The sequence below is a fragment of the Sphaerimonospora mesophila genome (genome assembly GCF_001417795.1).
GTDB classification, from domain to species: domain Bacteria; phylum Actinomycetota; class Actinomycetes; order Streptosporangiales; family Streptosporangiaceae; genus Sphaerimonospora; species Sphaerimonospora mesophila.
Genome location: NZ_BCBX01000038.1, coordinates 1 through 19,927, shown reverse-complemented (window position 1 = coordinate 19,927; position 19,927 = coordinate 1). Strand labels below are relative to the sequence as shown.

The window sequence follows — 19,927 nt, the reverse complement described above, 5'->3', positions numbered from 1 at the left end:
CGGCGGATCGCTCAGGAGGGCATCCAGGAGGGCGGCCGCTTCTCGCGGAAGGCCCGGATGCCCTCCTGGCCCTCCGCCGATGTGAAGCGTTCCGCCGACAGGTCGGCCATCCGGCGCAGGCCCTCGTCGAACGACAGCAGCGGCACCTCGCGCACGAGCCGTTTGGTCGCGGCCAGCGCCTCGGGCCCGCCGCGCAGAAGCATGTCCGTGTAGCGTGCCACCTCGGCGTCGAGGTCGTCGGCAGGCACGGCACGGGTCAGCAGCCCGATCTCCACCGCCCGGCGGGCGTCGAAGACCTCGCCGGTCAGGAAGTACTCCGCCGCCGCCCGCTGGTCGAGCCGCCGCAGGCAGGTCACCGCGATCATCGCGGGGGCCACCCCGAGCCGCACCTCGGTGAAGGCGAACGACGCGGAGTCGGGTGCGATGGCGAAGTCGCAGGCCGCCACCAGGCCGAGGCCGCCCGCCCGGGCCGTGCCGTTCAGCCGGCACACGACCGGTTTGGGACTCTCCCAGATCAGCCGCAGGACGTCGGGGAACGACGCGGTGACCGGCGCGCCCCCGCTCCGCTGCTCCTTCAGGTCGGCCCCGGCGCAGAAGACCGGCCCGGAACCGGTCAGCACGATCACCCGGACCGACGGCTCGGCCAGCGCCAGGCGCAGCGCGTCGTCCAGTTCGCCGAGCAGCCGGGACGACAGGGCGTTGCGGTTGTGCGGTGAGTCGAGCGTGATCGTCGTCACGCCGCCCGCCCGCTCGTGGCGGACCAATGGCTCCATGGAACCTCCTGTCGATCGATCGGCGGTCAGCCGCAGTGGGACCACCCGCTGCGCCACGTGGCGGAACCGTACCCGCCTCCCCAGATGACGCACTTGCGCGCCGCGGCCAGCCTGAGCGGCCCGGCGTAGACGGTGTAGGAGCCGGAGTCGGCGGCCGACGCCCCGCCCTGCACCTGCAGCACCGCGCTCATCTTGATCTTTCCGGGGATCTCGTACTTCGACAGCGTGATCACGCAGTTCCGGCCGGTGGCCGCGTCGTAGAGAAGGTACGTCGTCGCCGCGCCGCCGTACGAGTGCGAATTGATCACCTTGAAGCCGGCTCCGCAGACCCCCGCAGCGGTGTACGGATTGGGCTTGGACGGGGGCGGGGACGTCGGCTTCGGTGAGGGTTTGGGCGACGGTTTGGGTGAGGGCTTCGGCGATGGCGCCGGCGACGACGGGTCCGGCCGGCTCGACGGGGATAACCGCGACGGGAGGGATGAGGGCTTCGCCGACGGCTTCGGCGACGGCCTGCCCGAGGGGGCCCGCGACGCACCGGTCGTGGGGCCGGGCCGCCTCGTCGGGACGACGACGGCACGCGCGCCGGGGGTGGGGGTGGGCCGTTTCCTGACCGACGGGGTGGGGGAGGGGCGACGCGGCCGGTCCGGCACCGGCGCGAGATCGGTCTCGCCGCCGGGCGTCTCGTCGCCGACGGTGGGCGTGGCCGCCGCCTGACCACCCCGGCTCTCGCTCCCGCTCAGCGATATCGCGGTCGCCGTTCCCGCCGCCGCCACCGCCATCGCGGCCGCCAGGGTCAGGGGCAGCAGCGGTACGCGCGGCCTGCGCGGCCTCCCCGGATGCCCGTCTTCCGCCTGCGGCGCCACGGTCACGGGCACGGGCGTGGCCGGCCCGCCGGTGAGCCGGGCGACGATCTCCTCGGCCGAGGGGCGCAGCGCGGGATCCTTCGCCAGGCACGCCGCGACGAGATCCCTGAGCGGCCCGGTCAGCAGGCCGAGGTCGGGCTCGGCGGTCAGAATGCGGGTGATCACCGAGGGGATCGTGTCCGCGCCGAAGGCGGGCCGCCCCGTCGCGGCGAACACCATCGTGACGCCCCAGGCGAAGATGTCGGCAGCGGGTGTGGCCGTTCCCCCGCTGAGCAGTTCCGGCGCCAGGTAGGACGGCGTGCCGATCGTGGTGCCGGTGGCCGTCGCCTGGGGGGAGTCCAGCGCCCTGGCCACCCCGAAGTCGATCACGACGGGGCCCTCAGAGCCCATCAGCACGTTCGCCGGTTTGAAGTCGCGATGGGTGATCCCGGCCCGGTGGATGGCGACGAGGGCGGTGGCCATGCTGATGGCGAGGCGTTCGAGGGCGGCGCCCCGGCGTGGTCCCTCACGGTCCACCAGCTCGCGCAGCGACGGCCCGGAGACGAACTCGCTGACGATGTACGGCCGGTCGCCCGCGAGGTCGGCGTACAGCACCGGCGCCGTGCAGAACCGGGCGACGCGTCGCGCCAGCGCCACCTCCCGCAGGAACCGCTCCCTGGCCTCGGGATCGGCGACGAATCGCTGGTGCAGCAGCTTGACCGCGACGGGTTCGCCGGTCGGGCCGCGGCCCAGGAAGACGACGCCCTGACCGCCCTCCCCGATCCGGTCGATCAGCTCGTACGGCCCGAGCCGGCTCGGATCACCTGCTGCCAACGCCACCATTGCCCCCGTTTAGCATCAAATAGTGTGACTTGGCGGAACGTTAGCAGCGTTAGATCGCTTTGCCGGGATTCAAGATGTTCAGCGGGTCGAATACCTGCTTGATGCCCTGGTGGATCTCGGTCACCACCGGTCCCGTCTCCAGGCCGAGCCAGCGCCGCTTGATCACCCCGACGCCGTGCTCACCGGTCAGCGTGCCGCCGAGCGCGAGGGCCGCCCGAAACACCTCGTCGGCCGCGTCCCAGATCTCCGGCGGCGGCTCGGCCAGGCCGCGCTCGAAGATGAACACCGGGTGTGCGTTGCCGTCGCCCGCGTGCGCCACAGTGGCGATCCTGACGCCGTGCCGTGCCGCCACGTCCTCGATCGTGGAGATCATGTCGGGCAGCGCCGACCTGGGCACGCACACGTCCTCGACCAGGCACTGGCCGAGCCGCTCCTTCGCCTGGTAGGCGAGCCGCCGCAGGCCGATGAGCTCGGCGGCCTCCTCCGGGCTCGACGACACGGCGACGAACGACGCCGCCCCGCACAGCTCGGCCATCCGGTCCGGCGAGCCCTCGCACTGGGCGATCAGCATCGCGCGGGTGGCCGGCTCCAGCCCGATGTTCTTCCACTCGTCGATGGCCTCGAGCGTGGTGCGGTCCATCAGCTCGAGCAGGGAGGGGTTGCAGCCCGCCGCGATGATCGCGGCAACGGCCGCGGCGGCGTCGCGCAGCGAGGTGAACTCGGCCGCGACCGTGGCCAGTTCTGCGGGCGCCCGCCGCAGCCGCAGCGTCGCCGCCGTGATCACGCCGAGCGTGCCCTCCGAACCGACGAACAGACCGGTCAGGTCATAACCGGTCACGCCCTTCATGGTCCGGCGGCCGGTTTCGATGATCCGCCCGTCCGCCAGCACGACCTCGAGCCCCAGCGTGGAGTCGCGGGTCACGCCGTACTTCACGCAGCGCAGTCCGCCCGCGTTGGTCGCGAGGTTGCCGCCGATCGTGGAGATCTCGTACGACGAGGGGTCGGGGGCGTACATCAGCCCGTGCTCGCGGGCCGCCCGGTCCAGGTCGGCGGTGATGACGCCGGGTTCCGCCACCGCGATCTCGTCCTGCGGCGACAGCTCGCGGATCCGCGTCATCCTGGCGAGCGAGAGGATCAGGCAGCCGTCGGTCGCGGTGGCCCCGCCGGCCAGGCCGGTGCCCGCCCCCCGCGGCACGACGGGCACCCGGTGCTCGGTCGCCCAGCGCATCGTCGTGACCACGTCGTCCCGTGACTCGGCGAGAACGACGCCGAGTGGTCTGCCCGGCGGCACGAAGGTCCGGTCTCTGGCGTACGACTCGGTGACGTCGGGGTCGGTGAGGACCCGCCCGTCCGGAAGTGCGGCGATAAGGTCTTGCACGCCTGGACTTTACGCCATACTCCCGGCACCGGTGGTAACCGGAGCTTTACATAACTTTTTAGTAGATCACGGTTTTACAACCGATATTGGTTCTCTTTACCTTTTCGCTTAAGGTCCCGCATGCGCGCTCATCCCGGCGCGCCGAGCATGGGCGTCCGGGAACCCCGGACGGGAAGGGATCTCGTTGTCCAATACACTCCGGCGTCTCGCCGTGATGGTGCCCGCGCTGAGCTTGGCGGCCGCTGGCCTGGCCGCCGTCAGCACGGCCACCCAGGCGGCCACCGACACGGTCACCCCCACCGCCGGCTATCAGCCCTCGGCGAAGGACCACTACATCAACTACGCCCCACCCCGCATCCAGAGCGACACGACGCTCATCGACGAACGGGTCCCGGACAAGGGCGCCAGGCGTACGTTGGCCCTGGCGCACTCGATCGACCGCAAGTTCGCCATGGGCAACCCCGTCGCGGCGCGGGTGCTCGCCAAGCACGAGCGGCAGGCCATCAAGACCGGGAAGAACCCGTGGGACTTCATCTACAAGAAGTCGAAGACCACCAAGCAGGCCAAACTCCTCACGCTGCTCGTCGAGTTCAACGACCAGGCCAATGACGACTTCTCCGGCTGGTCGCACCCCAAGACGATCAACGACGTCAACGACTGCGTCACCGAGCCGCCCGGCACGAAGCTGAACGGGCCGCTGCACAACCGCATCCCCGACCCGGCGCTCGCGGCCGGCGGGGGCAAGGACAACAACTCGATGTGGGTGCCGGACTTCAACACGGCGTTCTACAACGACATGCTCTACAGCTCGAAGGGGATCACCAAGCGGGTCCGCACGGACCTGACCGACCCCCGGGACGGCAAGAAGGGCATCGACATCTCCGGGTACACGATGAAGAACATGTACGAGGAGATGTCGAAGGGGGCCTACACCGTCACCGGTGAGGCGGTTGGCTGGATCAAGGTCCCGCACTCCGAGGCATGGTACGGCGCGGGCAAGTGCGGCACCTTCCCGCAGGACATGGCCGGCCACCCCGACAACCCGCGCGGTCCCGCCCAGCTCGCCATCGACGCGGTCGACACCCTCGCGGCCCAGGACCCGTCGTTCCCGTGGGCCGACTACGACCGGGAAGACGTCTCGGACTACGACGGCGACGGTAACTTCGACGAGCCCGACGGCGTCATCGACCACCTCGTGCTGATCCACGCCGGTGAGGACAAGTCCGGCGGCGGCGGCGCGGAGGGGACCTTCGCCATCTGGGCGCACTCCAGCGACGTGGCGGGCGGTTACACCGTGCCCGGCACGAACGTGAAGATCTCCAACTACATCGTGCAGCCGGAGAACTCCGGCGTCGGCGTCTTCGCCCACGAGTACGGCCACGACCTCGGCCTGCCGGACCTGTACGACACCAGCGGCAACGGCGACTCGGACGTGGACTTCTGGGACCTCATGTCCAGCGGCTCCCACTCCGGGCCGATCTTCCAGTCCATGCCGACCCACATGGGCCTGTGGGACAAGTGGGTGCTCGGCTGGGCCAACCCCAAGATCCTCGACCCGGGTGACCACAAGAAGCTGCTGGCCGTCGGCCAGACCTCGCGTACGCCCAAGGGCACCGAGGACGGCGTGCGGATCAACCTGCCGGACAAGCACGTGGTGCTGTCCACCCCGCACAGCGGCGACAACCTGTGGTGGTCCGGCAATGACCAGGCCTGGGGCGACTCCAAGCTGACCAGGTCGGTCGAGGTCCCGGCCGGCTCGGACGCGAAGTTCGAGTGGTGGAGCGACTGGACCATCGAGCAGGACTGGGACTTCGGCTTCTTCGAGGTCTCCGCCGACGGCGGCGCCACCTGGACCGAGCAGAAGGTCTACTTCGAGGGCGGCGCGCTCGCCAGCACCGGCGACGACTACACCGACCCCAACAACCGCCTGAAGGACTACGGCAACAAGAAGTACGGCATCACCGGGGAGAGCGGCGGCTGGGTGAAGCTGTACGCCGACCTCGCGCCGTTCGCCGGCCAGACCGTGCAGGTGCGCCTCCGGTACGCCACGGACGCGGCGGCCATGGAGCGCGGCTGGTTCAACGACGACTTCTCGGTCACCTCGGGCGGCACGGCCGTCTGGAGCGACGACGTCGAGAACGGCGAGAACGGCTGGACCGCCACGAAGGGCACCTTCACCGACACCACCGGCGCCGGCTGGGTGATCCACTCCGGTGAACTGAACGCGGCGCAGTACTACCTGGCCGAATGGCGCAACCTCGACGGGTTCGACAAGGGCCTGCAGTACGCCTACGACACGACCTACCAGCGCGACGGCGCCTGGAAGGTGGAGAAGGTCAAGTACAACGCGCCCGGCCTGCTCGTCTGGTACCGCGACGCGGCCCGCACGAACAACAACGTGTCGGACGCGGCGTTCGACCTGCCGTCGGTCGGCCCGAAGGGCCAGCTCCTCCTCGTGGACTCGCACTTCGAACCGCTGCGCCGTACCGGCGAGGCGGCGGAGAAGGACGGGAGCGTCCTGAAGAACCTGCCCTCCCGCCCGCAGTCGTCCAACGCGGCGTTCAACTTCTTCGGCACCTATCCGTTCAAGGAGTGCATCGAGGGCGAGCCGTTCGTGGAGTACTGCACCTCGTTCGCCAAGCTCCCGGCGGTGAAGACCTTCACCGACGCCAAGGGCTGGTACCCCGGCCTGGAGATCCGGGACGGCGCGCTGTACTTCCGGCACCGTGACGCCTCGGTCGTGGTTCCGTCCAGGAACAACGAGGCCTACACCACCCGGATCGTCCACCCCGACGGTTCCCCCGCCACCGAGCTGTACGGCACGGACATCGGCGGCCCCATCCTCGGCACCGGCAACCCCGGCGACGAGGGCAAGCAGCTCGGGGTGAAAATCCAGCTCGTCAGCCCGCTCCCGGGCAACCTGGGCGCGCTCGTCTACGTCACACCGGCAAAGAAGTGATGTCCGACAGGCAATGACAGGTTAACGCAACGCCTAGCATGTGATCATGCGGACGAAGGCGGAGCACACGGCGGCCATCCACGACAAGCGGATGGCCGCCGTCGTCGTCAACACCAGGTCGCGGCGGGGCCGTCGCCACTACCCCGAGGTGCTGCGCCTGCTCCAGGCCAGGGGCTTCCTGCTCACCGGCGTGCACGCGGTGACCGACCCGGCACGGCTGCGCGAGACCATCACCCGCGCCCTCGCCGACGAGCCGGATCTGCTGATCGTCGGCGGCGGTGACGGCACGCTGAGCAGCTCGATCAAGCACATCGCCGGCCGGGACGTCGCACTCGGCGTGCTGCCGCTCGGCACCACCAACAACTTCGCCCGCAGCCTCGGGCTGCCGCTGGACCTGCCCGGCGCGATAGCCGTGCTGTCCGAGGGGAAGGTCGCCGACATCGACCTCGGCATGTGCGGCGACCGGCCGTTCGCCAACCTGACCAGCTTCGGGGTCTCCGTCGAGGTGGCCGGCACCGTCCGGCCGCTGCTCAAGCGCGTCCTCGGCCGCGCCGCCTATCCGCTGACCGCGATGCGGATCCTGCCCGGCCACCGGCCGTTCCGGGCGTTCGTCACGGTCGACGGCGTGCGCCACGAACTGCTCACCCACCAGCTCAACATCGCCAACGGCCGCTATCACGGGGGCTGGCAGATCGCCAAGGACGCCGGCATCGACGACCGCAGGCTCGTCGCCTACCAGCTCGGCTCGGGCAAGCGGCTGCGGCTGGTCGTCGAGACCCTCGTCAGAGCCACCACCGGCAGATGGCGCAGCCTCGCCGGCGGTCCCTTCGTCACCGGTGGCGAGATGCTGGTGGAGACCGACCCGCCGATGGCCGCCGACATCGACGGCGAGGTGCGGCTGCGCACCCCGCTGGTCGTCAGGACGATCCCCAACGGAGTCCGCGTGATGGTCCCGGCGGACTTCGTCGACACCTGATCGCTACCCGCCGTCGCCTTCGTCGTCGGCGCCGGTGGCGAAGGCGCGGTAGGCGGGCCGCAGCAGGTCGAGGAGCGGAATGTGCCGCGCCTTCACCGGCGGCGGGTCGAGCGCGCGCAGCAGCAGATCGGGTGGGGAACCGGAACCGGCCGACGCGTCCGGGGCCGGGAACAGCCGGGCCGGTGACACGCCGGATTCGTAGAAGTCGTCGATCCGCTCCGCGAACGGGACGTCGGCCACGTCGAGAAGCCCCGGCGTCGGGCCGCCGTCGTCGCCTCCGGTTCTGCCCCCGATGTGGCGCAGCGCGTCGAGCAGCGCGTCCCTGGCCATGCCCCGCCAGGCCAGCACCAGGAACGGATCGTCGTCGAACGCCTCCGCCAGGACGTACAGCACGGCCGACAGGTGCTTGCACGGGAAGCCCCAGTCCGGGCAGGAGCAGTCCATCTCCAGCCCCCGCTCATCGGGGAAGAGCGGCAGCCCGCACCCGTCGAACACGTCCTCGATCTCGGGCGGCATCTCACCGGCGAGCAGCTTGGCCCGGTGGAGTGCCTGCGCGGCCAGCGCGCCGACCAGCTCGCGCCACTGCTCCCGGTCATAGGCGGAGATGCCGATCGTCATCCGGTACGGCGTCGGCCGCGACCCCTGCACCCGGGCCTCGACCAGACCCGGCCCGATCTCGAGGCCGAGGACCTGCCCGGAGCGGGCGTACGAGCGGCCGCGGCCCAGCCGGCCGGGGTCGCAGACGCGCTCCAGGATGTCGACGAACCTGCGCGACCACCACTGCTCGCCGATCGAGCCGCGTTTGCCCCGCACCCGGATGCCGCCCTCGACCCGGATCGGCCGGGATCGCTCGAACCATCCGGACTCCCGCCGCGCCATCACGCGACCGCCTCGGGATCGAGCCGGAACAGTTCACGCAGGCCGTCGGTGGACAGCGAAGCGATCCAGTCCTCGCCCGTGCCGACCACGCTCTCGGCCAGCGCCAGCTTGCGCTCGATCATCTCGTCGATCCGCTCCTCCAGGGTCCCGGCGCAGATGAACTTCCTGACCTGTACGTTGCGGCGCTGGCCGATGCGGAACGCCCGGTCGGTCGCCTGGTTCTCCACGGCCGGGTTCCACCACCGGTCGAAATGGATCACGTGGTTGGCCGCCGTCAGGTTCAGTCCGGTGCCCGCGGCCTTCAGCGACAGCAGGAAGATCATCGGTTCGTCGTCGTGCTGGAACCGCTCCACCAGCGCGTCGCGCCGCTTCTTCGGCAGCCCGCCGTGCAGCCACAGCACCGGATGGTCGAGGTGCGCCGCCAGGTACGGCTGAAGCATCGAGCCGAACTCGGCGTACTGCGTGAAGACCAGCGCCTTGTCGCCCTCGCCAACGATCTCCTCGGCCAATTCCTCCAGACGGGCCAGCTTCCCCGAGCGGTCCGGCAGCCGGGAGCCGTCCTTGAGCAGGTGGGCGGGATGGTTGCACACCTGCTTGAGCTTGGTCATCGCGGCGAGCACGTTGCCGTGCCGTTCGATGCCCTCGCTTCCGGCGATCCGGTCCATCATGTCCTCGACGATCGCCTGGTAGAGGCCGGCCTGCTCCGGTGTGAGCGTGCACCAGACCTTCATCTCCATCTTCTCCGGCAGATCGGAGATGATCGTCTTGTCGGTCTTGAGCCGGCGCAGCACGAAGGGCCCGGTGGCCCGCTTGAGCGCGGCTGTCGCCGCCTCGTCGCCGTCCCGCTCGATCGGCTCCTGGTAGCGCTTCCGGAACGTCACGGCCGGGCCGAGCAGGCCGGGGTTGCAGAACTCCATGATCGACCAGAGCTCGGCCAGGTGGTTCTCCACCGGGGTGCCGGTCAGCGCCAGCCTGGTGCGCGCCGGGAGCGATCGTACGGCCTGGGCCTGCCTGGCCGCGCTGTTCTTGATCGCCTGAGCCTCGTCGCAGACGACCCGCTCCCACTCGAAGGCGGCGAGGACGTCGCGGTCGCGCAGGGCCGTGCCGTACGTGGTGAGGACGAGGTCGGCCCGGCCGACCCGCTCGGCCAGTTCCTCGCCGCGCAGCCGGCCCGCGCCGTGATGCAGGTAGACGTCGAGCGACGGGGCGAACCTCGCCGCTTCCTTCTGCCAGTTGGTCAGCAGCGACATCGGGCAGACCAGCAGCGTCGCCCTCTGCTGGTTTTCCTGCTCACGCTCGTTCAGCAGCATCGACAGGATTTGGATCGTTTTCCCGAGTCCCATATCGTCCGCGAGGATCGCGCCGAGTCCGATGCGGGACATGAAGTCGAGCCAGGCCAGGCCGCGCTCCTGGTACGGCCGGAGCGTGCCGTGGAAGGCGGCCGGAGTCGCGACCGGTTCCAGGCGGCGGTCGGCCTCGCCGGACAGCAGATCGCCGAGCAGCCCGTCGGCGTCCACCTCGACCAGCGGAAGACCGTCGTCCCCGCCGTTGACGACCTCCTGGAGGATCTCACCCGCCGTCGTCTCACCCGACCCGTGGCGCGCCACGGCCTCCAGCGCGGCGTTCAGCTGCCGGACGTCCAGCTCGACCCACTGTCCGCGCAGCCGGATCAGCGGCACCTTGAGCCTGGCCAGCTCGGCCAGCTCGGACTCGCTGATCGTCTCGTCGCCGACGGCCAGCTCGGCGCGGAAGTCCACGAGCTGCGCCAGCCCGAACCCCCCGTCCACGGCGGCACGGTCGGCTCCCGGCCCGGAGCGGGAACGCGCGGTGAGCTTCAGCCCGAGCCTGGTGCGGCCCGCCCAGGCGGGCAGTTGCACGCCGAACCCGGCCGCCTGCAGGAGCGGCGCGGCGTGCCGGAGGAAGTAGAAGGCCTCCTCCACACCCAGCTCGATCCGGGCCGGCCGGGCCTCCCGGAGCGCGTCGTCGATCTTCGGGTAGAGGCGGGTCGCCCGGCCGAGGCCCGCGAGCAGCGTCTCGTCGAGGCGCCCGGGCAATCCGGGCGCTGTCTCGCCCGCCCAGACGAGGGGAGCGGGCAGATAGAGGCTCGGGTCCTCGGCCGACCGGAGGGCGAACTCGACGGCCCACCCACCGGTGTCCTGTTCGGGCTCCCGCTTACCGGTGTCCGCTGCGGGCTCCGGCCCGGCGGTTTCCGGCTCGCGTTCGACCAGGGCGGTTTCGGGTTCGACCAGGGCGGTTTCGGGTTCGACCAGGGCGGTTTCGGGTTCGACCAGGCGGAAGCACACGCTGACCGGGCCGTCGAGCTGGTGGGCGGCCCGGAACCAGTCTTGGAGCGGCCGGGCGAGCTCGCCCGCCTCCGCCTCACGTACGCCGGGAAGGGCCGCGGCCTCCCCGGTGAGCGCCACCGTCCACCGGTCGGCCAGCGGGCTGCGCTGCCCGGGGCGATGCCCCCGCAGCAGGCGCTCGGGCAGGGCCTGCCGTACGACCGCGTCGGTCAGGCAGGCGAGCGCCTCGTTCAGCACGTGGGCCGAGGGCAGTTCCTCCCGTACGGCCCGGCACACCGGCGGCATCGCGGCGGCCAGCTCCCGGAAACGCGCGGCGTGCGGACCCGTCAGGACCGGCCGCCAGCGTGCCGCGTAGCCGCCGTCCTCCGCGACGAGCTGGGGCAGCACCCGCCCGCGCCGTACGATCTCACGGGCGTGCGCGGCGACGGCCGCGAGATAGCGCAGGGACGGCCCGGCCGTCGGCGGCGGCTCCAGAGCCGCGGTCAGCATGCGCAGCGCGGGCCCCGGCTCGACCAGCAGAGCGGGCACCCGCCACATGCTGATCTTGGCCTGGCGTGCGGCGGCCTGAAGGCCGGTCTCCGGAGAGGGGAGCGGACGACGCGCCGAGCTCGGCAGCAGCAGCACGGTCTCGCCCGACGCGGCCTTGCCCGCCGCCTCGGCCGCGGCATCCCCCCAGCGGGGCAGCTCCGCGGCGAGGGCGGCGGCGGAAGCGGCGAAGGGGTGGGGACGGATCTCGGCCCGGGAGGCGCTCGGCCCCGCGTCCGTCGTCTCCTCGGCCCAGAGGACGAGCCTCCCGTCGTCCCAGGCCGCGTGGATCACGAGCATGCCGCTTCCTCCCGTCACCCCCGGAACGCTAGCAGCGAATCCGCCCCCCGATTCCGATGGGATCACCGGGGCGGGGCCGCGGGAACGGCCTGTTTCACGAAACGATCTGCTGCACGAGACGGGCGCGGGTGAGGACCGCGAGGTCGGCGGCGTGCAGCGCGTCGGTACGGTCCCACATGGCCGATGGGACCATCTCACGCTGCCGGACGTGCTCGATCACCTCGAAGCCGCGCTCCCGCAGCATGGCCGACATCTCATCGGGCGACAGCAGGGTCAGCCATGGTTCGCCGTGCTCGGCGGCGAAGGGCATGACCTGATCGGCGTAGGCCTGCCCGTGGTCGTCCCGCAGTCCCTCGGGGAGCATGTGCTCGACGATGATCTCACTGCCGGGCGCCAGGCCGGCCAGCATCGAAAGGGTCCGTCCGACGGCGTCGCGGGTCAGATACATGGTCACACCGAGCCAGCCGACCAGCGCGGGCCGTACGAGGTCGAGGCCGTGCCCGGCCAGGTGCTCCAGTGGTGGTCCGGCCTCCAGATCGGAGGGGACGAAGGTGAGGGCGGGCGGCGCCTCGATCCCCGCATCGGCGAGGGCCCGGCGTTTCCACCGCTGCGTCGCCGGGTGGTCGACCTCGAAGACCCTGACCCCGTCGGCCGGCGGTGCCGCACCGGGCCGCATGGTCTGGGCGGTCTGGGCGGTCTGGATGCTCCGGGTGGTCTGGGTGGTCCGGGTGGTCTGGGTGGTCCGGGTGGTCTGGGTGGTCCGGGTGGTCTGGGGGGTTTCGGCGGGCCGGGCGGCTTGGTGGGTCCGGTAGGCGAAGGAGTCCAGCCCGGCGCCGAGGATCACGTATTGCCGGACGCCGGCGTGGATCGCCTCGTCGAGGCGGGCCTCCGTGTAGTGACCGCGGGTGACCACCGTGGTGCGCGCCTGGGCGAGGACGAGGTGGTCCCCATAGGTCCGGTGGAAGCCGACGAGTTCCTCGGCCTGCTCTCCGAGCAGGGCGTACGCCAAGGTGTCGCGGAAGATCAGAGGCTCGCTGTCGACGATCAGGTGTGCTGCGCGTGCCGCCGCGGCCGTGAGCGCGGTCTGGCTCGGTCCTCCATTGCTATTCACAATGAGGAAACTAATACACGATTGCGGCATTATATCATAAAATAAAAACTTTCATAAGAGCATGGTTATTTCTATTGGATATCGAATTCTCGTCTGAGCGTCTCAGGAGGTGAGGGCCTTTTCCCCTACTTGTCGTGCTGCCGACGCACCATCTCCGTGATCCAGATGGGCGCGAACGGAGATGTGCAGTTCGGCGGAGTCGGGTAGTCCTTGAGCACCTCCAGGCGCTCACCGATGTCGATGGCGCGGGCGCGGTGCTCGGCGTGCTCGATGCCGATCTGAGCCAGGCAGTGGTTCATCGCCCACTGCAGGCGATCGGGGGCGTCTTTCATCTCCGCCTCGATGACGTTGAGCAGTCCCGCGAGGTCGAGTCCCTCGGGCTTCTTGGCCACGCGTTCTGTGGTCAGCGCCCAGCCGGCGCTCGCGACCACCGGATCCGGATCGGCGTACCAGGCCAGGCGCAGCTCTTCGGAGTGCGGGCTCTTCTTCACCACGTAGTTCACGAGCCAGTCGTGCACCTTGGGGGTGCCCGCCGAACGCAACATGACGTCCAGTTCGTCGCGCTCGAACGCCTTCGGGCGGCAGATCAGGATCGCCAGCAGCCTCGCCGCCGGGTCACCCGTCTCCCAGAGTCGGCGCGCGAGGTCCTGCTGCGTCTTCAGCCGCTTCGCGAGCGCGCGCAACCTGGTGAGGTTCACGCCGTGGTCGTCGCCGTGTCTCCTGTTCACCTCGCGGATCTTCGGGTCCTCGAGCGCGGCCAGCTCGGCCATCACCTCGGTCACCGTCGTCTCGATCATCTGAACCTCCTCCGCGGCGGTCCGGTCACCGCTTTCCGAGTGCGCCATGGTGTCGACCTCGATGGCCGGGTTCAATGTATCGGGCGGCGGCGGGGTCAATCGGTCGGCGGCTGCTCCACGGCGATGTATCGGCGCAGGTCGTCGTCGGTTCGCGGAGTTCCCGGAAGCGCGGGTCCGGAACCGGCGCGCAGGCCGGCCAGCATGATCTCCATCACCCGGGCCATGGCCGGTTCGCCGGGCGTGCCCGGCGGCGAGTAGACGTGCGTGGTCATCAGCAGAGCGATGTCGCCGGGGCCGATGTCGCGGCGCAGCGCGCCGTCCGCCTGTGCCCGCTCGGTCATCCGAAGGACGGCGTCGGTCACCTGCTGCCGCATCTCGTGCAGGTCGTGGCCGGCGCGCAAGCGCTGGTGCAGGTGCGGCTCCAGCTTCGCCGACAGCACGCCCATGTGCAGTTCCGCGCAGCCGCGAAGGAAGCGGCACAGCGCGTGCCAGGCGTCCGGTTCCTCGCGCCAGGCGGTCTCCGCCAGATCCACCAGCCGGCGCAGGGTGTCCTCCCCGACGGCCCGCAGCAGTGCGTCTCGGTCGGGGAAACGGCGGTAGAGCGTGCCGATGCCGACCCCCGCCCGCCGTGCCACCTCCTCCAGCGGCACGTCGACGCCCTGCTCCACCAGCAGCCGTCGGGCGGCAGCGACGATCAGGTCCCGATTGCGGCGGGCGTCGGCGCGCAACCTCGTCGTCCCCTGCCGCTTCGCCTTCTCCACGCCACCCGCCTCGGTTGAGAAATGGACGTTTTCCCTCCGGTTAGGATACCGTGGCATAGGCGGAGGAAAAACGTCCGGTTAGCGAGGTTGTCATGAGTGAGCGAACGGTGCTGGTCTCCGGAGCGGGCGTCGCCGGGCCGGTCCTGGCCTACTGGCTGGCCCGGCACGGCTTCAACGTCACCGTCGTCGAACGCGCGGGAACGCTGCGCTCCAGCGGGAACCCGGTGGACGTCAGAGGACGCGCCGTGGACGTCGCGAAACGGATGGGCGTCCTGCCCCGGCTGCGCGCGGCCGCCACCGGCACGACGGGAGTCAGCTTCGTCGACGCGGCGGGCAGGCGCGTCGGCCGGGTCGACATGCGCGCTTTTCAACGGCCGGACGAGGTCGAGTTACCACGCGGCGACCTCGCGTCGATCCTGTACGAGGCGAGCCGCGACCACGCCGAATTCGTCTTCGACGACTCCATCGCCACCCTCGACCAGGATGAGCACGGGGTCGATGTCACCTTCGACCACGGCGGGCCCCGCCGATTCGACCTCGTGATCGGGGCCGACGGCCTGCACTCGATGACGCGCCGGCTGGCGTTCGGCCCCGAGAACGAGTTCGTCCGGCACATGGGCCTCTACGTCGCGACGACGCCGCTCGGCGACGGTGCGGGATCGGGACGGGACATCCTCATGCACAACACGCCGGGCAGGGCGGTGGCCGTCAGCACCACCACCGGCGGTGCGTTCTTCCTCTACCGGAGCCCGGCCGAGCCCGGCTTCGACCACCGCGACACCGAGCAGCACAGGCGCATGCTGACCCGCGCGTTCGCGAATGTGGCCTGGCGGGCGCCCGAACTGCTCGAGCGGGTGCGCGTCGCCGAGGACCTCTACTTCGACTCGGTGAGCCAGGTGCGCCTGCCCCGTTGGTGGAAGGGCCGGATCGCACTTCTCGGCGACGCCGCCTCCTGTGTGTCGCTGTTCGGCGACGGCTCCACCCTCGCCATGGTGGGGGCGTTCACCCTCGCCGGGGAACTCGCCGCGAGTCCCGGTGACCCCCGGGCGGCCTTCCGCCGATACGAGGCCGCACACCGGCGTCTGGTGGATCCGAAACAGCGGAACATCGGTCAGGCCTCGGCGCTCCTGGTCCCGGCCACGCGTCGCGGCATCCAGATGCGGAACCTGGCCACCCGTCTGTGGCCCGCCCTGGCCGCGGCCGAGAGTCTGAAGCGTGTTCTTAGCAGGCCTCGTCCGGCCGATCCCGGCGGCTCGCCGGCCTGACCGTCCAGCCCGGGGCAACTCCCTGCTGCCTCCGCTGTTGGTGCTGCTGGCCGTACGCGCCCCGCGGCGTGAGTTCGTGCGGCGCGGCCTCCTCGCTCGTACGGCTGCCGCCATCGCGGCGGTGACGGCGGTCTTCCTGCTCGCCGCGGAGTCGGCCCCTCCTGTTCTGGACGATCAACGGATGGGACGAAGGCTACGAGGGCACGGTCCCCGAATTGGTGGAGAACCCGGTCGGAAGTGAGCGCTCGGCCATCGAGGGGAGTGCGGACCGGCTCGTCCCATGCGGATATGGCGGCCGGCTGGACGGCGTCCTGGAGCGGGCCGGCAACCTGTGGCCCCGCACGGCCGGGCTCGTGGATCGCCGCCGGTCAGGCCAGGCCGTACCTGGCCCTGATCGTCCTCGCCTGCTCATCCGTCACCTCGGGCGGTGTGGCGGCCAGCGCCTGGCGTAGGTCGGCCACAATGGCGTCGGCGCAGCCGCGGACCCGGGCACGATGGTGGGCTAGCTCCGCGTCGAAGCGCTGCGCGGCCGGCCCCGTCCACACACCGCCCGAGTGGAAGGTCCGGAACGGTGTGTCGATGCCGTTCGTCATCTCCTGCAACAGCGGCTCAGCCGTACGCAGGGCGTCTCCCAGCGCCTGATGAAGCGGATTGGGCACCAACATGGCCATGCTGTGAATCAGTCCTTCTCAGGAGAGGGGGACGCGGTCGCTTCGGGAGCGCTTGCATCGGTGATCAGCCTCGGCGCGATCAGCTTCATCAACGCCGCCACATCGGCCGCGTTGTCCCGCCCCTCGACGCCGGTTTCCAACTCGATGATGAGTTCCGCTTCGCCACGGACGAGCTTCGCGTACGCGGCGCTGCGCTCACTGTCTCGATCCTTGAAGTAGTAGCCAACGGATCCAGGAACAACCTCGGGCAGAGGGAGTGCGCCGTCCTTGATTTGCTTTTCGACCCGCTCTTGGGTTCCGCCCGGGATCAGGACGATATGCAGCACTCTCAGTCGCTCGCCGTCCCGTTGATAGGCCGCGCAGCGTCCATCTCCGAGCCCTCCGGCCGTCGTGAGGTCAAAATCGCCGCGAACCAGTGGATCACGCACCCCGGTCATCAGCTCGACAGCCTTCAGGGGAATGTATTCGCAGATGTAGGGCGGGGCCGCCACCGTCGGGAGCGGCGTAAGGTCGACCTGGGGGTCTTCTTGTCGGCAGCCGCTAGGCAAAGCCAGCACGCACAACAGCGCCGTCATCGTGGCGGCTCGCATCCTGGTCATGATGCGTAATGGACGAAACCGTCGGAGAACCCGTGATCCAGCCGATCTCGGAGACGATCCCAGCGCTCCCCTGCCAGCCCGCCATGAAGCCATCGTTTGTAGGCATCGAGTCGCTTTTCTTGGTTGCCTGAGGTCGTTTCGTCGATCATCTCGTCCCTGGTCATAAGTGTCCGGCCATCGTCATTGAGGAAATTTCTGGGGTTGTCGCGGGGATCGTCGCCCTTCTTCAAATCCTGAAGCGAGGCCCAGGGGTGGGTTGGGGCAGGCGGGGCGCTCGAGCCGAACAGACCGTGCTTGAGCATGGCCTGAGCGGTGAGATCGTGAATGAGGTCTCGGGATTGAAGCACGGCGTTGTTGGCTTCGGCGCGGGCCTTGTCTTCTGCGTCTCCTTTTACACTGTCCTCGATCAGGCCGGTCCAGGCGCCGATGATGCCTGCAGTGATCGGCCAAGTTCCTGTCTGAGGGATGGCGAGCCCGGTGTTCAGCGTCGCGGTCAGAATCTTCATGTTCCGCTGCTGTGCTTCGTCGAGTTCCTTGCCCTGCTCGATTTTGGCGAGTCCCGCCGCGTCGGCTATGAAACCGAACCCTGCACCGATCCATCCCGCATTGGCCACGAGTGCCCTGTCACCTTGTCCGGTGGCCATCTGCGCAGCACCATGGTCAAGGAGACGCCCGGCGAATGCCGTCTGGGCTCCCATGACGGCGGTGAACGCCTTGGAATCCTCGAATGTCTCTTTCATCACCTCATGTAGTTCTTCCCTCTTGAACTGTGGCCCCCAAGGGTCCTGACCAGAGAGGTTGGGATTGTCGACGTCTGTCACATCGGGAACCTTGGTGTTGCCGGCATCCGTGGCGATGCGGTTCACGTCGGCGATGTAGCCGGCGAGGATGTGGCCGGTGGTGGTGGGCGGCACGCGTGAATCGGGAGGAGATCCCTCGGAGATGCGTTGGGCCTCCAGGTGGATGAACTCCGAGGCCAGTTTGGCGGACAGGTAGCCGCGGGATGGCTGCTGCGGTGAGCCGTCATGGTCGCGGAAGGTGAGCATGGCGGCCTCCAGCGCCGTGCCCAGCGCCGCACCGCCGTCGGGCATGGTCTGCCAGGTCAGGTAGCGCTTCATCATGTTGGGATCGCTCGCGAAGAAGTCCTGAGCCGCCGCGGGATTTCGGCTGAGCGCCTCCATGAGATGCATGCCGGTGGTCGGCCCGTTGTACGCCGTCCACTTCCATGTGTCGATCTTCTTGGCGACCGCCAGCAGGAAGGCGGAGTCGAAGGTGCCGTGCTTGAGCGCCAGTGCCAGCCCATAGCCCGAACGCCACTCGACGGTGGAGTGGCCGAGGTCGTCGGTGAGCTCGTCACGCCAGGACGTGCTCAGCCTGGAGCTCGCCGTGCCAAGGGTCTTGCCGAGCGCGGTCTGCAGCCGTGCCACGTTCTCATCCTGCTGACGATTCACCGTCTTGGTCATCAGATTGCGGAATCCCGCCGCGCCCAGCGCGTTCATCAGCGCCACGGCGAATGTCGAGTCCCCTGCCCGCTTCTCCAGCGCGGCCACGGTCTTCTCGTCGACGTCGCCGTTCTCGACCGCGGCGGTCAGCTTGCTGACCGCCGCGTAGACGTCGGGATCGTGGGCGGCCTTGCCGTACAGCTCCTCGTCGAAGGCGGTCAGTCCGCTGGGCACTCCGGAGGATGCCGCCCACTCGGTGTGCTCGGAGCGGATCGTCTCGCTGCGGCGCCGCAGGTCGGGGCGGATGGTGCCGATCCAGCTCTGGACCTCGCGCAGGGCGCCCAGGCGTGAGGTGTCCAGGTCGAGCCGCTGCAGGATGCGGCGGAGCTGTGGCTCGTTGCGGCCGAGTGCGTCCTGCGCCTGGCCGAGGCCTCGCTCGAAGTCGTCCATCGCGGCGGGATCGATCCCGGAGAAGCCGCCGCCCACCCCTCGATCCGGGGCGGTCGGGGTGGCTTGGGGGAGTGGGGAGGGCGTCGGGGAAGGCCGCGAATCTGACGTCGACGGCTGGGGTGAGGGCGGCGGAGTGACCGAGGGCTGAGGGCTCGGCGAAGGGACGTCGTCCGGGGTGGACCGGCCGTTCTGAATCGACCCGGATGACGGTGGCGGAGACGTCGGCACCGGCTGAGGGGTGGGTGACGGCTGAGGGGTGGGTGACGGCTGAGGCGTAGGCGTCAGATCGGTCATATGGGCCGGGCTCCCACGATGTCGGTTGAACGCGACAACTCCGGCGGCAAGATTATTTACGATCGCCTCGTCTCGTAAACATATCCGTCAGATCCGGTATGACCGGATCAGCCGCCGCCGACTCTTTCATAGTGTCCGGCTCAGCCGGTCACCGGGGAAGAATCTTCCCGACCTGCTGCTCCAACGGAGTTGACGACACATGCGGCTGGCCATGCTTGCTCGCCACTGACGCGATCGTCGGTGCGGCCCCGGCCTGTGCCGTACTCTCAGCTCGCCGACCGGCGCGGGTGCTCGTGGAATCGGCTGTCCGGCCGGTTCACGGCCCGTTCGAGCGTCAGCACCACGGCAGGGGCCTGCAAGCCGGCGGCCGTACGGAAGACCTCAAGGCGGGCCGTCCCGGAGGTCTTCAGGAAGACCTCGTGAAGGGCGAGGTGAGGCTAGGCGGTGCGGTGCGGCCGGATGAGTGTTTCGACGGCCTGTGCGGACATCGCGGACAGGGCTCGGGCGGCGACACGACGACCCCGTGTGTCGAGTAACACCCGGTACGGCACCTCTGCACCTCTGCACCTCTGCACCTCTGCACCTCTGCGAGTCTCTCGGCGAGGACGACCCGGCGCAGGCTGATCTGTTCAACGATAAGGTCCGCTCCGAGTACGGCCCAGCCGGTGTCGGTCTCGCTTCGCGGGGGTCGGCCGGGCGTCGATCGGGTCGCGGGCCTCGTCGCCGGTCGTCGATCGGCAATGCCGGCGCTGGATCGCC

14 protein-coding genes are annotated in these 19,927 nt (G+C 69.8%); 3 read left to right on the top strand and 11 right to left on the bottom strand.

Features of this window, described 5'->3' with window-relative positions:
* Positions 1-11 precede the first annotated feature (11 nt).
* The 3 genes from AP234_RS19225 to AP234_RS19215 are packed head-to-tail and all read right to left on the bottom strand — an operon-like array spanning position 12 to position 3,836.
* Entirely contained in the window at positions 12-773 is a 762-nt protein-coding gene (locus tag AP234_RS19225) for an enoyl-CoA hydratase family protein (RefSeq protein ID WP_055481274.1), read from the bottom strand.
* Positions 774-799: 26 nt separating this feature from the next.
* On the bottom strand, positions 800-2,449 hold the full coding sequence (locus AP234_RS19220) for a serine/threonine-protein kinase (protein WP_235558251.1): 1,650 nt from the start codon (positions 2,447-2,449) through the stop codon (positions 800-802).
* A gap of 58 nt (positions 2,450-2,507) precedes the next feature.
* Positions 2,508-3,836, bottom strand: coding sequence for an FAD-linked oxidase C-terminal domain-containing protein (locus AP234_RS19215; protein WP_055481074.1), 1,329 nt, complete (start codon positions 3,834-3,836; stop codon positions 2,508-2,510).
* 184 nt (positions 3,837-4,020) lie between these two features.
* On the opposite strand from AP234_RS19215, the gene AP234_RS19210 reads away from it, so the two are divergent.
* Together AP234_RS19210 and AP234_RS19205 are read left to right on the top strand one after the other, a co-directional pair.
* Positions 4,021-6,795, top strand: a complete 2,775-nt coding sequence (locus tag AP234_RS19210) for an immune inhibitor A domain-containing protein (RefSeq protein ID WP_235558250.1) — start codon at positions 4,021-4,023, stop codon at positions 6,793-6,795.
* Positions 6,796-6,841: 46 nt separating this feature from the next.
* Entirely contained in the window at positions 6,842-7,771 is a 930-nt protein-coding gene (locus AP234_RS19205; protein ID WP_055481273.1) for a diacylglycerol/lipid kinase family protein, read from the top strand.
* A 3-nt stretch (positions 7,772-7,774) separates the two neighbouring features.
* Here the strand turns inward: AP234_RS19205 and AP234_RS19200 are convergent, their stop codons facing one another.
* From AP234_RS19200 to AP234_RS19180, 5 genes are all read right to left on the bottom strand, one after another.
* Positions 7,775-8,650, bottom strand: a complete 876-nt coding sequence (locus tag AP234_RS19200; protein ID WP_055481072.1) for an SWIM zinc finger family protein — start codon at positions 8,648-8,650, stop codon at positions 7,775-7,777.
* Complete coding sequence (locus AP234_RS19195; RefSeq protein ID WP_055481071.1) at positions 8,650-11,778, bottom strand: SNF2-related protein; 3,129 nt, start codon at positions 11,776-11,778, stop codon at positions 8,650-8,652. The genes AP234_RS19200 and AP234_RS19195 overlap by 1 nt, the downstream gene beginning before the upstream one ends.
* A gap of 94 nt (positions 11,779-11,872) precedes the next feature.
* Positions 11,873-12,889: a class I SAM-dependent methyltransferase gene (locus AP234_RS35125; protein WP_055481070.1), complete on the bottom strand. Its 1,017-nt coding sequence runs from the start codon at positions 12,887-12,889 to the stop codon at positions 11,873-11,875.
* Positions 12,890-13,014: 125 nt separating this feature from the next.
* Positions 13,015-13,686: a DNA alkylation repair protein gene (locus AP234_RS19185; RefSeq protein ID WP_055481272.1), complete on the bottom strand. Its 672-nt coding sequence runs from the start codon at positions 13,684-13,686 to the stop codon at positions 13,015-13,017.
* A 95-nt stretch (positions 13,687-13,781) separates the two neighbouring features.
* A complete protein-coding gene (locus AP234_RS19180) occupies positions 13,782-14,447 on the bottom strand; it encodes a TetR/AcrR family transcriptional regulator (RefSeq protein WP_055481069.1) in 666 nt (221 codons plus the stop codon).
* Positions 14,448-14,539: 92 nt separating this feature from the next.
* Here AP234_RS19180 and AP234_RS19175 point away from each other — a divergent pair, with 92 nt between their 5' ends.
* The gene (locus AP234_RS19175; protein WP_055481068.1) at positions 14,540-15,712 is read left to right on the top strand and encodes an FAD-dependent monooxygenase; all 1,173 of its coding nucleotides are present in this window, start codon (positions 14,540-14,542) and stop codon (positions 15,710-15,712) included.
* Positions 15,713-16,080: 368 nt separating this feature from the next.
* Here AP234_RS19175 and AP234_RS19170 read toward each other — a convergent pair whose 3' ends face one another.
* Genes AP234_RS19170 through AP234_RS19160 form a run of 3 tightly spaced genes read right to left on the bottom strand, consistent with a single transcriptional unit; the run spans position 16,081 to position 18,910 of the window.
* Positions 16,081-16,383: a hypothetical protein gene (locus AP234_RS19170; protein WP_055481067.1), complete on the bottom strand. Its 303-nt coding sequence runs from the start codon at positions 16,381-16,383 to the stop codon at positions 16,081-16,083.
* An 8-nt stretch (positions 16,384-16,391) separates the two neighbouring features.
* Positions 16,392-16,973: a hypothetical protein gene (locus AP234_RS19165; RefSeq protein WP_152990508.1), complete on the bottom strand. Its 582-nt coding sequence runs from the start codon at positions 16,971-16,973 to the stop codon at positions 16,392-16,394.
* A 5-nt stretch (positions 16,974-16,978) separates the two neighbouring features.
* Positions 16,979-18,910 (bottom strand): DUF6571 family protein, encoded by a 1,932-nt coding sequence (locus AP234_RS19160; protein WP_055481065.1) that lies wholly within the window; start codon positions 18,908-18,910, stop codon positions 16,979-16,981.
* Positions 18,911-19,927 lie beyond the last annotated feature (1,017 nt).

Bases quoted from the DNA above. Each gene is read 5' to 3' on its own strand.
- AP234_RS19225 (WP_055481274.1), bottom strand. From the start codon at position 773: ATGGAGCCATTGGTCCGCCACGAGCGGGCGGGCGGCGTGACGACGATC.
- AP234_RS19205 (WP_055481273.1), top strand. From the start codon at position 6,842: ATGCGGACGAAGGCGGAGCACACGGCGGCCATCCACGACAAGCGGATG.
- AP234_RS19200 (WP_055481072.1), bottom strand. From the start codon at position 8,650: ATGGCGCGGCGGGAGTCCGGATGGTTCGAGCGATCCCGGCCGATCCGG.
- AP234_RS19195 (WP_055481071.1), bottom strand. From the start codon at position 11,778: ATGCTCGTGATCCACGCGGCCTGGGACGACGGGAGGCTCGTCCTCTGG.
- AP234_RS19185 (WP_055481272.1), bottom strand. From the start codon at position 13,686: ATGATCGAGACGACGGTGACCGAGGTGATGGCCGAGCTGGCCGCGCTC.
- AP234_RS19175 (WP_055481068.1), top strand. From the start codon at position 14,540: ATGAGTGAGCGAACGGTGCTGGTCTCCGGAGCGGGCGTCGCCGGGCCG.
- AP234_RS19170 (WP_055481067.1), bottom strand. From the start codon at position 16,383: ATGGCCATGTTGGTGCCCAATCCGCTTCATCAGGCGCTGGGAGACGCC.
- AP234_RS19165 (WP_152990508.1), bottom strand. From the start codon at position 16,973: ATGCGAGCCGCCACGATGACGGCGCTGTTGTGCGTGCTGGCTTTGCCT.